This window comes from Paenibacillus sp. GCM10027626 (genome assembly GCF_042676285.1).
GTDB lineage: Bacteria > Bacillota > Bacilli > Paenibacillales > Paenibacillaceae > Paenibacillus_Z.
Genome location: NZ_JBHTHC010000002.1, coordinates 538532 through 553921, shown reverse-complemented (window position 1 = coordinate 553921; position 15390 = coordinate 538532). Strand labels below are relative to the sequence as shown.

Sequence of the window (15390 nt, the reverse complement as noted above, 5' to 3'; positions counted from 1 at the left end):
GATATGTTGGGCAAGCTGCCAAACGGACAGTTGGACAACCGCCCTTCAAGCATCCGGTTTGCTTCAAATGCGCCGGTGCTCTATCCGAATTTGAGTTTTTTAGAGGGAGGTGTCCTGGCATTGCCGACCTTGAAGGATGTCGCGCAGCATGTTGGCGTATCCGTTTCCACGGTATCGCGTGTAGTCAACAATGACACGAGCAGGCATATCAATGCAGAAACGAAGACGAAAGTATGGCAAGCGGTGCGCGAGCTCGGCTACCAGCCGAATGAAACCGCTCGCAAGCTGGTACGCAATGAAAAGGATGCACCCAGAAAAGCCACGAGACAGATCGGCTGTATCGTTGCCGGCGCCCATCTGCGGGACGATCATCCCTATTTCTCGCCTATACTTAACGGATTTAACAAAAAAATGATCGAAGCAGGCTATACGATCGCCTTTATTCACACCGCGGGCGAGCTGGCTGATGAAGCGGCGCTTCACCGGATCGGCCAGGAGCAGCGTGTAGACGGCGTCATGATTATCGGCTGGATCGATCAAGCGATCATTGACTATCTGAAGCAGTGTCAGATCGCCGTAATCGGCATCAGCACAACGGGAGACGGTATCGCCGTTATCGATTATGACCGGATATCCGCGGCCAAGGCTGCTGTCGATCATCTGCTTGAACAAGGGCATACGCGCATCGGGTTTATCGGCGGCTTCGGCCATACGCGCAAGCTTGACAGCGAAGAGCGCTATCAGGGCTACAAATTTGCCTTATATGAGGCTGGCATTCCGCTAAGCAGCCAATGGATCATCGATACCAATTGGGTTGTTGACGAAAGCTACAGCCAAATGACAGCGCTGTTAACCAGCTGCAAGGAAGACGAGCTCCCTACCGCCTTTTTTTCGGCCAGCGATATGCTGGCGATTCCCGCCATGCGCGCCGTTATCGAACAAGGCAAGCGTATACCTGAGGATATCGCCTTCATTGCGATGGACAATATTGAGCTTTCGCAATATACGTCTCCGCCTCTTTCGTCGGTGCATGTGCCCAAGCACGAAATTGGCGCCGTTGCCGCCAAAACGCTCTTTGATCAGCTTCAGGGCAATTATCCGTTAACGCCCAAAGTGCTGCTGCCCTATGAGCTGATGATCCGGCAATCATCCGTCTTTGCGAGAAATGAGCAGTATGCCCGTCCGGGCGAGCTGAGTGAGGCAATGGAACGAAGGAGCTAGCAAGCTCCTTGGCGTTCCTAGCGTGAAGAAACCTCTGACGCCGCCCTAGGCACAAAGTAAGTTTCTTCCCCTTTTCCTTTTCAGCAGGATAACGTTTTCCTGATTTGGCGCCAAATTCCACGCCGAATGGGTTGCTATATTTTTTATGGAGGTGGTCTTAATTTTTCATCTCAGGTAAGCTGGGCATAGTTGCTTTCATTACTGATTTCATAATGAAACTTAGGGGGAATTCAAGTGTCCAAAAAATTAGGTGTGATCACGGTACTCGCGATGTCGCTTGTTGTATCTGCTTGCGGTGGCGGCGGAGGCGCCAAAGAAAATACGGCAGGCAATTCTGCAGGAAACGCCTCTGACGGCAATTCTACCGACAAAGTAACCATTACTTATGGCGGCTGGGGATTGAATACGATGGAGCCCGTTGTGAAAGCGTTTAACGACGCTCATCCCAATATCGAAGTCAAGCTGGAGAACACGCCGTACAAGCAATACTGGACGAAGCTAGAAACTTCGGCAACCGGCGGTACGCTGCCCGATGTGTTCTGGATGAACGGCCCTCATATTGTTAAATATGCAGCAAACGGCATGCTGGCGGATTTAAGCGAAAACATTACAGCCGATCAGCTCGATATGAACAATTATCCGAAAGCGCTGGTCGACCTGTACAGCCTTGACGGCAAAAACTACGGCATTCCAAAAGATTATGACACGATTGGCCTCTATTACAACAAAAAGCTGTTTGATGAAAAAGGGATCAAATATCCGGATGCCTCTTGGGATTGGAATACGCTGACCGATGCAGCGAAACAGCTGACTGACAGCTCCAAGGGCATCTACGGCTTTGCAGCTGCACAGGCCGGTCAGGAATATTACTACAATACGATTCTGCAAGCCGGGGGAACGATAATTTCCGATGATAAAAAGACATCCGGCTACGACAAGCCTGAAGCCATCGAGGGCGTCAAGTTCCTTACGGACATGATCCATGTGCACAAAGTCTCGCCTACTTTGGCGCAATTGACGGAAACAAGTGCTGCCGACCTGTTCAAATCGGGCAAGCTGGCGATGTACTATGACGGATCATGGGCAGCGGTCGATATGATGCAAGTAGATGCAATTAAAGACAGTGTCGATGTCGCTCCGCTGCCGAAAGGCAAAAAGCAAGGCGTTGTCCTGCACGGCCTGGGCCACGTCATGTCGGCCAATTCCAAGCATCCGAAGGAAGCGTGGGAATTCATCAAATTCCTCGGCTCCAAGGAAGCTGCTGAAATCGCCGGCAAAGCGGGCGGTGCGATTCCTGCATTCAAAGGCGGGGAATCCAGCTGGCTGGCATTTTATCCGAACATGAACGTTAAAGTGTTTATCGATCAGCTGGAGTATGCCTCCCCCTACCCTGTATCCAAAGATACATCGGTCTGGACAACTTATGAAGACGAAATTTTGAAAAAAGTTTGGACAGGCGAAGCCAAGGCCGAGGATGCCATGAAGGAGCTTGGCAGCAAAATGAATGAGGCGCTTGCCGCCGAGCAATAGACAAAGGCCATCGGGACACGGCCCTCTCCCCTATGGGAGCTGGGCCGGTCTGCTTGGCGGTCTCATCATGAATCATGCGGGAGGGTGATCGCTCATGAGCACAGCAGCACACAAGAAAACAAAGATTGGCCGAATGCGGCGCACCGATATGATGTGGGGCTATATCATGATTGCACCGCTTATGCTGGGCCTGCTTGTTTTCTACGTATGGCCGGTTTTTCAAACCTTCTTCTTTTCCTTCACGGAATGGGGCGCATTTGGCAAATACAAGTGGTCCGGGATCGACAACTATGAGAAGCTGCTGACAGACCCTAACTTGCTCAAAGCTTTTCGTAATACGCTCATCTACATTATTTTCACAGTGCCTGTCGGTATATTCATTTCGATTCTGGTCGCCGTGCTGCTAAATCAGCGCATTCGCGGTCTGACGCTGTACCGGACGCTGTACTTTTTGCCTGTTGTCACGATGCCCGCAGCAGTAGCGATGGTCTGGAAATGGCTGTATAACGCCGACTACGGTCTGCTCAACTTTGGATTATCAAAAATTGGCATCCAAGGCCCGCAGTGGCTGACCGATCCCAAATTTGCACTATACTCTGTTATTATTGTGGCGATCTGGAGTTCAATTGGACATAATATGATCATTTTGCTTTCCGGTCTGCAGGGAATCTCTTCCTCTTATTATGAGGCGGCTTCTATTGACGGAGCTGGTACGATGTATCAATTTTTCCGCATCACATTGCCGCTTTTGACGCCGACGATCTTTTTCGTCTCAGTCATTTCCTTGATCGGCGCTTTTCAGGTATTCGACCTGATCTTTATGATGGTAGGCAATATTGTCATCGACTCCACGCAATCCATCGTGTATCTGTTCTACAAATACGCGTTTATGCAAAATATGAAGGGCTACGCCTCGGCGATCGCTGTCATCTTGTTCCTGATCATTATGGGCGTAACTTATGTACAAATGAAGCTGCAAAAAAGATGGGTTCACTATGAATAGGAGGCGTCCCGATGAAAGCAACTGTGCATAAAATTTCGCCGGCAAGAGCGGCGGCTATTCACATTACGTTGATTATTGGCGCCATCCTCATGGTGGTACCTTTTATATGGATGTTTCTGACCTCTGTCAAAACATTAGGCGAGTCAACGGCGGTGCCGCCGGTTATTTTTCCGGAAACATTCCAATGGTCCAACTACAGCAAAGTGTTTACCAACCTGCCTTTTTATACGTTTTACTGGAACACCATTGTGACAACGATTGTCAAGACGGCCGGCCAGCTCGTCATTTGCTCGCTTGCGGCTTACGCTTTTGCCCGGATCGAGTTTCCGGGACGCAATTTCTTCTTCATGATGGCGCTATCGGTACTGATGGTGCCCGGCCAAGTCTTTCTAATCCCGCAATACATGATCATGAAGGATTTGGGCTGGCTCAACTCGCTGCAAGCACTCATTGCTCCCGGATTGTTCAGTGCATTCGGCACCTTTTTGCTGCGGCAATTTTTTATGACGCTGCCCAAGGAACTGGAGGAGTCGGCCAAGCTGGACGGCTGCAGCACGTTTCGCACCTATTGGCAAATTATGCTGCCGCTGGCAAAGCCGGGGCTGGTCGCACTAGCGATTTTCACAATCCTCTGGTCCTGGAATGATCTGATGTGGCCGCTTATCGTCAATACATCGCCGGACAAAATGGTGCTGTCCGCAGGTCTTGCCTCACTGCAGGGCGAGCACGGCACCAATTATACGATTTTGATGGCAGGTTCGATTTTGGCCATTTGGCCGATGATCGTCATCTTCCTTATATTCCAACGATCCTTTATTGAAGGCATTGCCTTAACTGGATCCAAATAAACCTTCATCCAACAAGATTACAAACCAGCCGGGAGAGAGAGAATCATGGAAAAAATTACAGCCGTACTGCTTGGTGCCGGAGACCGCGGAGCCCGCGCCTACGCGCCCTATGCCGTTCATTATCCGCATGAGCTTGAATTTGTTGCCGTAGCAGAAGCAGACCCGGAGCGCCGGGAAGCGATCGTGCAAGCGCAAGGGTTGCAGCCGGAGCAGACATTTGCAAGCTGGGAGGATATCCTTTCCCAGCCGAAAATGGCCGATATCGCTATTATTTGCACCCAGGACCGGATGCATTATGCCCCTACGATGAAAGCGCTGGAGCTTGGTTACCATGTGCTGCTGGAAAAACCGATGTCGCCGGATCCCAAAGAATGCGTCGAGATGGAACTGGCAGCGAAAAAACATAACCGGATGCTCACCATCTGCCATGTGCTCCGCTACACCACCTACTGGTCCGCGGTCAAACGGGTCATTCAGGAAGGGCGCATCGGCAAAATTGTGTCCATCCAGCTGAATGAAAATGTCGGCAATATGCATATGTCGCACAGCTTCGTACGCGGCAATTGGAACAACTCCGACACATCGAGCCCGATGATTTTGGCGAAATCCTGCCACGATATGGATTTGCTCGCCTACTTGATGGATGAGCCCTGCGTCCGGCTCACCTCGTTCGGCTCCCTGATGCATTTCAATGAGCACAATGCCCCGGAAGGCGCTCCGGCCCGCTGCCTCGACGGCTGTCCGGCCGAAGCTGCCTGCCAATATTACGCCCCGAATTATTATCTGGGCGAAGGTCGCGGCTGGGCGCGCAAATTCACGCTTGACGACAGCCGCGAAGGCGTGCTGGAAGCGCTGCGCACCAACGATTACGGCCGCTGTGTCTACCGCAGCGACAACAACGTCGTTGACCATCAAGTGGTCAATATGGAATTCGCCAGCGGAGCGACGGCTATGTTCAGCATGTGCGGCTTTACGCGCGACAATACGCGGATCATCCAGATCATGGGAACGAAAGGCGAGATTCGCGGCAATATGGAGCATAATGAATTTTCGGTCTACGACCTGATTACGAAGGAAGAATCTACTATTCGCGTCAGCGCCCCAGCGGATGGCCACGGCGGCGGCGATCGCGAAATTGTCCGCAATTTCTTGCGGGATGTGCGGAATTACAATGGACAGGAAGGACTATCCTCCGCGTCTGCTTCGGTCCGCAGCCATCTGATGGCTTTTGCCGCCGAAGAGTCACGCTTGAATCACGGAGAGCCCATCAATCTTGATGACTACTATAATGCCATAGTTGCAGGCCGCGATTAAAAGTAAAGATTAGCGCATAAAAGCCGGGCATAATGATCATGATGATCGTTGTGCCCGGCTTTATCCACTTGACTCTTTATTATGAAAAAGTTATACTGTACACATTTCAATTACAGTTTTGCGATTTATTTTTCAGGAGGCACAAAACAACATGACAACCCAAACAGCTCTACAAGATTTTATGACCGTGGTCCGAAGCCGCCGTTCGGTCCGTTCGTATGAAAATGTAGCCATTTCACAGGAAGAATTGGCTGAAATATTAGAGACAGCCGCACTGGCTCCGTCTTCTTCCAATTTGCAGCCTTGGCGCTTCTTGATCGCGCATGATACAGAGAGCAAAAAGAGACTCGAAGCGGTCGTCTTCGATTTCAACAAGCAGCGCTTGTCCGAAGCCTCTGTCGGCATCGTCGTCCTTGGAGACATGAAAGGCTACGAAAATGCAGACAAAATCTACAGCCAAGCGGTTGAAAAAGGCTATATGTCAGAGGAAATGAAGAATCAGTTTGTAGGAAATCTCCTGGGCATGTACGGCTCGCTTCCGCAAGAGAAGCTGAAGGACATCGTGCTCGTCGATGGCGGGCTTGTCTCCATGCAGCTTATGCTCGCGGCGCGGGCGAAAGGTTACGACACGCTGCCAATGGGCGGCTACGATCCGGTCAAGCTGAAAGAACAGTTCAACATCCCGGAGCAGTACGTGCCGATCATGATCCTCGCTCTTGGCAAAGCAGCGCAGGAAGGACGTCCCTCCACGCGCCTGCCGCTTGAGGACATTACATTTTGGAATAAAATGAACTAAGCACGCCTGGCTGCATCACCACGGGGAGGCAGCGGACCTACGATCCTTTCCCCAAAACTAACTGGATTTTATGCAGGTAAATACCGAGAAAAGATGATTTTTTTCAATCTAACTGGAAATCATCCAGCTAGTTCGGGCCAAATCGAGTCTTTCAATCTCTATCTCCCATTCTAACTGTAGGTTTTCCATCTAGTCCGACTAATTAGCGAGCAAAACAAAAAACGAACTGTAGAAAATCCATTTAGTCGGCCAATATGAATAAATCCCCAGCCAAACGGGGCTATTCTACAAGTTTCTATAATCTTTGACAATCCATATTGTGGTAAATCAACAGACCTGCAACACGTACAACATTTCCGGAAAACACGGCTGAATCATGAGGCAAATGTTGTATTATGTGCAATAATGCGCCTCAGCCCCGCAGAAAATCATCCCTTCTGCTAGCGAGAGTAGGGATGCTTTTTACTACATCTTATTACCCGCGCAAAAACCAGCTCAACTCCCCGCTGTACGTCAAATCCAGCCGATGCATCGCACGGGTACAAGCGATATAAAGCAAACTTCGGTCGAGCTCCGTCCGATAGACAGCTGAGTTGACTGCGGGAACGATGACCTGGTCGAACTCCAGTCCTTTGGACATATGCGCGGTAGTGACGACAATCCCGTCCTTGAAGGCCGTGCTGTTAAAGTCCAGTAGCGTAATGTCCGGGAAGTCGTGTTGAAGCATGCTGCAGAGCTTTGCTGCTTGTGATTGCGACTTGCAGACGATGCCAAGCGTACGATGAGCAGACCCGCGGAATGCATGCAGCAGCTCCTTTATTTTTTCCAGCTCCAGTTCGGGATTCCCACACTGTATGATCTGCGGTGTCTGGCCGTGCCGCTCAATCGGAATGAGCTTGCTGTTCGGCTTTATTTGCTGGGCGAAGCGGACAATTTCAAGCGTGGAACGATAGCTTTTGAGCAGCTCCATTTTTTCAGCTTGCGGGAATACCTTGCTGATCATGTTTATTGTCGAGGAACCATATGGATTCACCGTCTGGCTGCCGTCACCCATTATCGTTTTTTTGCAAGGAAACAGCTTTGCCAGAACCGCATATTGAATGGGCGTATAATCCTGCATCTCATCAACAAGCAAATGCTTCACAATATCGTAGGAAGCTGTTCCTTCAACATATATTTTCAAGTAGATGAGTGGAAAAACATCGCTGTACTCCACCGTCTTCGCTTTGCCCTTGACAAACATGCCCGGCTCGCCGGCAAACGAATAAAACGCCTCATACAATGACAGAACTCCAGGGAAGCGGTACATGTTTTTAATCGCCGATTTCAGCTTTTTCAGCAACGCTGGCGGCAGCTTCTGCCCGTCATCATCGCGCGTCCCCTCCCATAGACTGGCCGCGATTTTATCCAGCCTTTGTGTGACCGGCAGCCTGCGGAGCGCATTATAACTGCTCTGGATCGCCGCTTGCGGGAAGAAGACTCCTTCAATCGTTACATCTGCAGCTGAAAAATAATGCTGATCCGCATATTCGATAAAGCTGTCCAATTGCCCGACAAAAGCGAGAGACGATTTAAAACGAATTCGGGCAATGAGCGCTTCGTCTTCCTGATCAATCAACGCCGCAACCTGCTCATCAAAGGTTTGAAAACGGCAAATGCGCGCAAGCTCTCCTGCCGCCAGTTCCGCCAGGCTGGCTTCTAATATTTTCTCTTCGCCAAGCTCGGGAAGAACGCCGGAAATATAATCAGAAAACACTTTGTTCGGCGATATAATGAGCACATTGCTTGAATTAATCGTTTCTTTAAAACGGTAGAGCAGGAAAGCGACACGGTGCAAAGCGATCGATGTTTTGCCCGACCCAGCCACCCCTTGGATAATAAGTTCTTGGGCAGCAACATTGCGGATAATGACATTTTGCTCCTGCTGAATCGTTGCTACGATATGCTTCATCTTCTCATCGGACGTGCTGCTCAATTCCTTTTGCAAAATATCGTCATTTATGTTGAGCCCGCTTTCGATCATATATTCCAGTGTGCCGTCCACAATCTTGTACTGCCGCTTTAACGAAATTTCACCTCTAACCTCCCCCATTGGCGCCGTATAACTGGCCGCTCCGATCCCAAAATCATAAAACATACTCGCTACAGGCGACCGCCAATCGAATATAATGTTCCCGGCACCGTCGGCTGCCACAAAGGAATGAACGCCGATATAATAGACATCCGGCTCCTTATCGCCGTGGACGAGGAAATCTATCCGGCCAAAGTATGGGGACTGCAGCAATTTGCGAACCTTCCGCTGATCGCTGACAGCCTTCTCTCCCACATCGATCGATAAGGAAACATCGATTCTGCCTGCCGCCCGTTCCGCAGGATCCAGCTGAGCAATATTTTCCCAAATGTACTTTTTCGCTTCAATTACCTCATGATAAGATGAGGCGATCCTCTCATCCAATGCGTTTAACGCACGCTGCAGCTCAGCCGTCACTTCTTGCGCATATCGCCGTTCTTCCGTCTCGCTATAGTTCAACACCATCAAATTCCCTCCTCCCAAAGTATCTTCAAGTATAGAAGAAAAACAAAAAAAGTATAGACTTATACTTTCCTTTGTAGTACTATATTTTTATCGTGGGTCCAAAAAATGGTATGCGATTGTTGATGAAAATAGTTGGGCTGTCCCTGAAGTTATTATTGTTAACCTGGGCAGCCTTTTTGTGTTACTGAAAAAACGATGGAGGCTAGATAGCGCAATGAACATTTTAGAATATAACCGCATTTCGTGGAATAACAAGGTTGATGCTGGTAACGAATGGACGCTGCCCGTCTCCTCTGAGCAGGTTGCCAAAGCGCGCGCAGGAGAATGGGAGCTTGTTTTGACTCCCACCAAGCCGGTTCCGAAAGATTGGTTTCCGCCGCTCGCTGGGCTGGAAGTATTATGTCTCGCTTCAGGAGGCGGGCAACAAGGGCCTATCCTGGCGGCAGCAGGCGCCAATGTTACGGTCTTCGACTACTCAGACAAGCAGTTGGCGCAGGACCGCATGGTCGCCGAGCGCGATGGATTAACGATTAAAACCGTGCAAGGTGATATGGCTGATCTGTCCTGCTTTGCCGATGAATCGTTTGATTTTATTTTTCATCCCGTGTCCAACTGCTTTGCTGCCGATATTAAGCCGGTATGGAAGGAAGCAGCGCGTGTGCTGAAGGAGAGAGGAGCGATCGTGGCCGGGTTCACAAACCCGCTTCTCTATATCTTCGATCTGGAAAAAGAAGAGCAAGGAATCCTTGAGGTCGCGCATAAAATCCCTTATGCCGATGTGACTGACCTGCCAAAAGAGCGGCTGGAGAAGCAATTGCAGGAGCAAATTTCTCTCGAATTTGGGCACTCGCTGGAGGACCAGATTAAAGGACAGCTGGATGCAGGGCTTGTCGTTACGGGGTTTTACGAGGATCATTTTGGCGGGCAATGTGCGCTTGATCCGTATATTAATGTGTTTATCGCCACCAAAGCCGTGAAAATCCGGCTCTAGCCTAAAATATTGAAGGGAGCCCGTTAGCGGACTCCCTTTACTTATGCAGGCTGGCCCCTTCCACCCTATCCTATTTCTGTTTCAATTTCAAACTTCTGGTTAAAACCCCTTCCAATCGATAGCTACCGCAGCTTTGCGCCATGACGATTCCGCCATGGGCAGTTACTATAGGGGATCAGCCCTGCCGTTCTGCCGGAACGACATCCAGCGGCTGTTCGTACAGATTCGTTTTCTTCCACTCTTTTTTGCTGACGATTGCCGCCCCCGCCGGCGCTTGACCATTCTCGTCAAACAGCAGCAGCGTATTATGCGCCTGGAACCAGCACTCGGGCAAATAATAGTCTTGCTGCGGCGGCACGTTCCAGTATCTTCCAACATTATGCCCATTGAAATAGATTTGACCTTTCCAGCTGCTGCTTATTCGCAAATAGACAGGACCGGGTATCGCCAATTCGCCGAAATCGGTGCGATACCATGCGGGAAATCCCTGGCCTGCGTGTCCGAGCGGCAATGCTGCTTGCGGTACACGCCATGGAGAAAACGACCAGCGGGCCTGGGCAGTTATGGCATCACCCAGCACAAAGGCCCGTAATGAATCCAGTGCGCTCTCCTTCACATCTCCCCAGAGCAGCAATTCAATCCGGTTATGATCTTGCAAAAGTTCGGCCGGAATGAGGACATCCCCGAAGCCCCTTCCCGGGTTTTCGTAAAATCCAACGAATGATCCGTTGCATTTAACCAGCACAGGGTGCTCTACGGTAAACAGCAACTGAACAGTCTTAGGCTCGGCTAAAGTAAACGTATATACTGCGGTCATAAGGTTCATCGCTGCCAATTCGGGAGTGCGGTGATTCTGATTCAAATGTCCCGGCAGGCTGGGAATCCAGCCTGGATCGAATTCCGTCTCACGCCACTCCGGTCCGGTCAGCGTTATCGGATCTGATGCAAACAAATGATCGATGATCCCTTTAGGCTCGCCGACTTTCCAACTGTGCGTCATTCTGCCTAAATTGTCCGCCAGCGCCACAATCATGTTTGTTCCTGCCTGAAGATGCACAGGTATCCCTTCCAGCGTCGCCCCTTCTCCATAGCCCCAGACGCCAATCTTCCGCCCATTTACATAGAGCAGCACGCGGTCCTCGCACTGCGGCAGACGAATGTTCAAATCGCGCTCATGCTCGGATTCCAGTTCCATCTTGTACCAGCCATAGCCATACAATGCGCCCAGCTCTGTTAATCCTGTCGGACCGACCAGCGGCGCCCATTCAGCGGCATCGCCGAGCGGCTCAGAACATTGATCGATGCATTTCCAATCGTCTAAGGTCAGCAGCAGCTCAGGCCTATGCGGCTGCTCCCCGGTTTCATGCCGCAGCAAACTGCCATCCGGCTGAATTTCACAGTAGCTTGTTGCGCCAGCGTCCAGATGAATATCGTTGCGGTCTGCTCCGATATAGGCAGGACCGATGATTAAAGTGCCATCCATTTCGAGCTGCCAGGTACGCTCGGCAAGCGCCGTAGACATAATAACTACGATTAAATCTTCGAAATAATGAATCTCCGGTTCACTTCCCGCAGGCACTGGTGCTCGGAGATCCGTACCATTAATGCGGACAACCGCCTCCCATTGTTCAGGCCCATGAAGGACCAGCATGTTCGGGAACCATCCGAACGGCATCAGATTCGTATAGTCGAGAAATGCGGCATCCGTCAGCTGCAAGCCAAAAGGAATGATCGCCGCCCCGTACGGATCCAATGAAACAGGCAGAACGGTACCGTCAGGCAGCGTAACCCCTGCACTTTTCTTCTCTGTATGGTCACCACGGGTCGCCGTAATCCAGCCTCCGTCCCCATTTCTGATCGGCAGGAAAGTAACGCCTCGCTGCTCTGTTATTTCCTCGGGATAAATCCGCTTATCGGCAAAAAAGTTCCCCATAGAGCTGGCAAGCGTCGTAACGAGCTTAGTGCCGTAATACTTGGGCGTCAGCTCACCGCCTTCGGCAAGCGGGGAATCCATATCGTAGCTCGTAATGATATGAAAAAACGGCTCATACTGCAGGCGCCCTCCCCAAAAAGCAAAATTTGTCCCGCCGTGCCACATATAATAAGTATTTTGCGATCCGCACCCGAGAATTTCGATCGATTTACGAACGACATCCTTCACCGGCTTGTTAACATGCCCCCTCCCCCAGCTATCCAATCCCCCGGACCAAAACTCCGTAACCAAGAGAGGAGCCTCCGGCTGATGCTGGCGCATATAAAGAAGATCTCCGACCGGATCGTCCCATGTGTTCACACATTCGATCGTGCCTGTCGATTCCCGGTCTACAAACCGGTTGCAGTTGATGATCGGAATTCGGAATCCCGCTTCGCGGAACGCCTGGTCAATATCGTGAAAATAGTCCAGCCTGCCGGGGATTTCCGGCATATGATGTTCGTTCTCATTCTGGATTAAAATGATATTGCCTCCGCGGGTCGCATCAAGTTCGGCCAAAGGAGGCAAGGCGCGGGCAAAATATCTTTTGTAATAATAGGAGTATGTCGGTTCATTCGTCCGGTAAAGAATGCCTTCCTTGACGGAAAGCCATGCCGGATAGCCGCCGAAATCCCATTCTGAGCAAATATAAGGTCCCGGACGCAAAATAATGAATAAGCCAAGCTCGCCCGCCAAGCGGATAAAGGCTCCAACATCGAGATCGCCGCTGAAATCAAATACGCCTTCTTCGGTTTCGTGCATGTTCCACGGCATATAGGTTGAAATACAGTTCAAGCCGGCTCTCTTTGCCTTCAGCAGCCGGTCTTTCCATAAAGCTGCCGGCGTACGAAAATAATGCATTTCCCCGCACGACAGCCAGATGCGCTTCCCGTCAACGAAATAGCTGGTACCGTCATAAGTCACGGTATGATTGTTCCCCATTGTTTGCTCCTTCCAGCCGCATGGTGACCACGTTCAGTCTTAGACCAAACGCGTTCGCATTTATAACGGCATGATCGTTCTCTGTCTATCAGTTAGTTTCAAAAGTTAGCGTAAAGCGATAATAGGCATCGTCTTCATACCACATCGGGAAATTGGTTCCCCAGACGTTGTTATGCAGCAAGAAATGAAATCCGTTATCCAGGTCTCCGAACCGGTTATCGAAAAGCAGAATTTTGCGCTCTCCCGGTGCAACCACTGCCGCATCCAGCGTCTGAACAGCGAATTTCCCATCCGCTCCATCGTAATAGATTCCGGAATGTACTGCGTGCAAATTCCGGTTTCCGTGTTTGACCACTTCCAATGGCGAGATCCGTTCCCCCAGTTTATCCATTCGCCACTGGTTTGAATTATCGACCTTGGGTGAAAAGGAGAACCAGGTTGCTTCCGGCAGACGATTGGCCTCTTTACCGGACCAATGCAGAGATACATCAATGCGGGAAACTTCCCCCTTCCCGAACCGGTAGAGGATCGTGACCTTTTTAGGGGCCCCGTAACAGTTGACCGGCATCTCCGGCATTTCAAGCATTGCGGTCACTTTGTCTTCTTCATTTGTACCAACGCACACCAAAGATGTCAGAACAGGCTTATAGCCCTGCCGTGCCGGCTGCGGCTTCACATTTTCTATTCCCGGCTTGCCGAAATCAGCATCCGCCCATGCGCAGTGCCTGTCGACATCCTGAACATATTTTTCGAACCAGTCATGATAATCGGCGACCCCTAACGTCTCGTACAGAAAAGCGCCCAGACGGTGGCTGGCGTCCGCCCATTCCTTGCCCTTCTCATCCGTAAGGCCGGCAATAGAACCGTCTTCGCCGAATACAACCTCGAACTTGCCAAGCTTGCAAGGCGTCCACGGGATTATGGCACGTGAGGCGGCCGGCAGTTCTGCTCCCTCCTCCTCTTCTTGTACATGCACACATCGGATCGCCTCTAATGCCGCTATAGCTTCACGCTTCTTGTCCGCACTGAGCGCCTCGAGCGCCTGGCCGACATATCCCCTTTGCTCCAGCCAGGATTGCTCGAACAGCGAATACGATTTCTCCCGCGCGCGGTTCGAATACAAATCCTTCGAAGTCAAGTCGAGCTCATCCATCGCAAAGGCGCCGATATAGCGATACTTGTCGGGAACGGCATCTGCGGAAATGCGATCTCTTTTTCTCGCCGCCGTGAAATCCGCTTTCGCGTAATGTTTAAAATCTGTCAGCCATTTCTTCTCATCCATTCCCCATGTATGCTCAGCGATAAGCATCAAGTTGTCGGAGAAATCCGTGAATTCGCGGCTGTCGGTATCAAATTGGTTCTCTTCCAGCCATTTAGCGCGCAAGCGCAGAAGCTCCCGATATTGGGACACCTTCTGCGGGTCCGTCGCCACGCCATGAATCCAGGAATCGCCGATCTCTTCGGTCACAATCGGCAAGGTATGTTGAATCTTGATAAGCTGCTCCGCAAAAGCGTCCATGGTAGAAGCGATAATTTGAGCATTGGGATAGATCGCGGATAGCCGTTCGAATTCGCTGCGAATTTCTTCCGCTGACGGCGGTCCGCAGTTATCTCCTGTATGGGCGAAAATCATAACTTCCTTAAGTCCCGAAATCTCCAGCGTCTTCCCGTAATTATCCGCATAGTTGACGATCACCTCTGATCCGTCCTTTCCCCTCCATACGAATACAGGAGGAACGGAAGGAACTCTGGAAGCCGGATTTACCCCGATATGCAGATAGCGGATTCCCTTGGCTGCCATCAGCGGAACAATCGCACGGGTATGTCCGGGAACGTCCGTCATCTTCGCGGCAATGGTCTTTCTGCCGTATTTGATGTCGAGCCTTTGAGCCAGCGATAAGCCGTATTCAAACAAGGAAGGATCCATCAGCTCGGTATGAGTCGTGAAAGGAAGGCCATGCCAGACGATGCGGCCTGCGCGGATCGCTTCCTCCATACGGATGCGCCCGGCATCCCCTGCACGTTTGAAATATTCATGAATAAGCCAAGATCCGGTTGTCCAGACAAACCTTGCCGCATCGCCTTCCCGCTCCAACTGCTCCGAGAGCGCAAGCGCGGAAGGGATATACTGCCGGACATATTGATCGGTGACATTAGCGGCCAGATCGGTGAAGCCGATGTCCAAATGTGTTTTGAAAATGACGTGTACCTTTTCGATTTCTGCCATCTTTTGTTCC

At 50.8% G+C, this 15390-nt stretch carries 10 protein-coding genes; 7 read left to right on the top strand and 3 right to left on the bottom strand.

Annotated features, from left to right (window positions below; genetic code table 11):
* The first annotated feature begins 3 nt into the window (after nt 1–3).
* The 6 genes from ACFQ0N_RS06245 to ACFQ0N_RS06220 all read left to right on the top strand — a co-directional run bounded on the left by ACFQ0N_RS06245 (nt 4) and on the right by ACFQ0N_RS06220 (nt 6712).
* Complete coding sequence (locus ACFQ0N_RS06245) at nt 4–1221, top strand: LacI family DNA-binding transcriptional regulator (RefSeq protein ID WP_379323921.1); 1218 nt, start codon at nt 4–6, stop codon at nt 1219–1221.
* Between the two features lie 234 nt (nt 1222–1455).
* Nucleotides 1456–2751 carry an ABC transporter substrate-binding protein gene (locus ACFQ0N_RS06240; protein ID WP_379323919.1) on the top strand — a complete coding sequence of 432 codons (1296 nt, stop codon included), beginning with the start codon at nt 1456–1458 and terminating at the stop codon, nt 2749–2751.
* A gap of 94 nt (nt 2752–2845) precedes the next feature.
* Entirely contained in the window at nt 2846–3754 is a 909-nt protein-coding gene (locus ACFQ0N_RS06235) for a carbohydrate ABC transporter permease (RefSeq protein ID WP_379323917.1), read from the top strand.
* 11 nt (nt 3755–3765) lie between these two features.
* Entirely contained in the window at nt 3766–4602 is an 837-nt protein-coding gene (locus ACFQ0N_RS06230; protein WP_379323915.1) for a carbohydrate ABC transporter permease, read from the top strand.
* A 45-nt stretch (nt 4603–4647) separates the two neighbouring features.
* Nucleotides 4648–5916: a Gfo/Idh/MocA family protein gene (locus ACFQ0N_RS06225; protein ID WP_379323913.1), complete on the top strand. Its 1269-nt coding sequence runs from the start codon at nt 4648–4650 to the stop codon at nt 5914–5916.
* Nucleotides 5917–6067: 151 nt separating this feature from the next.
* Complete coding sequence (locus ACFQ0N_RS06220; RefSeq protein ID WP_379323911.1) at nt 6068–6712, top strand: nitroreductase family protein; 645 nt, start codon at nt 6068–6070, stop codon at nt 6710–6712.
* A 475-nt stretch (nt 6713–7187) separates the two neighbouring features.
* Here ACFQ0N_RS06220 and ACFQ0N_RS06215 read toward each other — a convergent pair whose 3' ends face one another.
* The gene (locus ACFQ0N_RS06215; protein ID WP_379323909.1) at nt 7188–9248 is read right to left on the bottom strand and encodes a HelD family protein; all 2061 of its coding nucleotides are present in this window, start codon (nt 9246–9248) and stop codon (nt 7188–7190) included.
* A gap of 214 nt (nt 9249–9462) precedes the next feature.
* On the opposite strand from ACFQ0N_RS06215, the gene ACFQ0N_RS06210 reads away from it, so the two are divergent.
* Nucleotides 9463–10239: a class I SAM-dependent methyltransferase gene (locus ACFQ0N_RS06210; RefSeq protein ID WP_379323907.1), complete on the top strand. Its 777-nt coding sequence runs from the start codon at nt 9463–9465 to the stop codon at nt 10237–10239.
* 175 nt (nt 10240–10414) lie between these two features.
* Here the strand turns inward: ACFQ0N_RS06210 and ACFQ0N_RS06205 are convergent, their stop codons facing one another.
* Nucleotides 10415–13153, bottom strand: a complete 2739-nt coding sequence (locus ACFQ0N_RS06205; protein WP_379323905.1) for a beta-galactosidase — start codon at nt 13151–13153, stop codon at nt 10415–10417.
* A gap of 88 nt (nt 13154–13241) precedes the next feature.
* Nucleotides 13242–15380: a DUF5054 domain-containing protein gene (locus ACFQ0N_RS06200; RefSeq protein WP_379323903.1), complete on the bottom strand. Its 2139-nt coding sequence runs from the start codon at nt 15378–15380 to the stop codon at nt 13242–13244.
* Between the last annotated feature and the right edge of the window lie 10 nt (nt 15381–15390).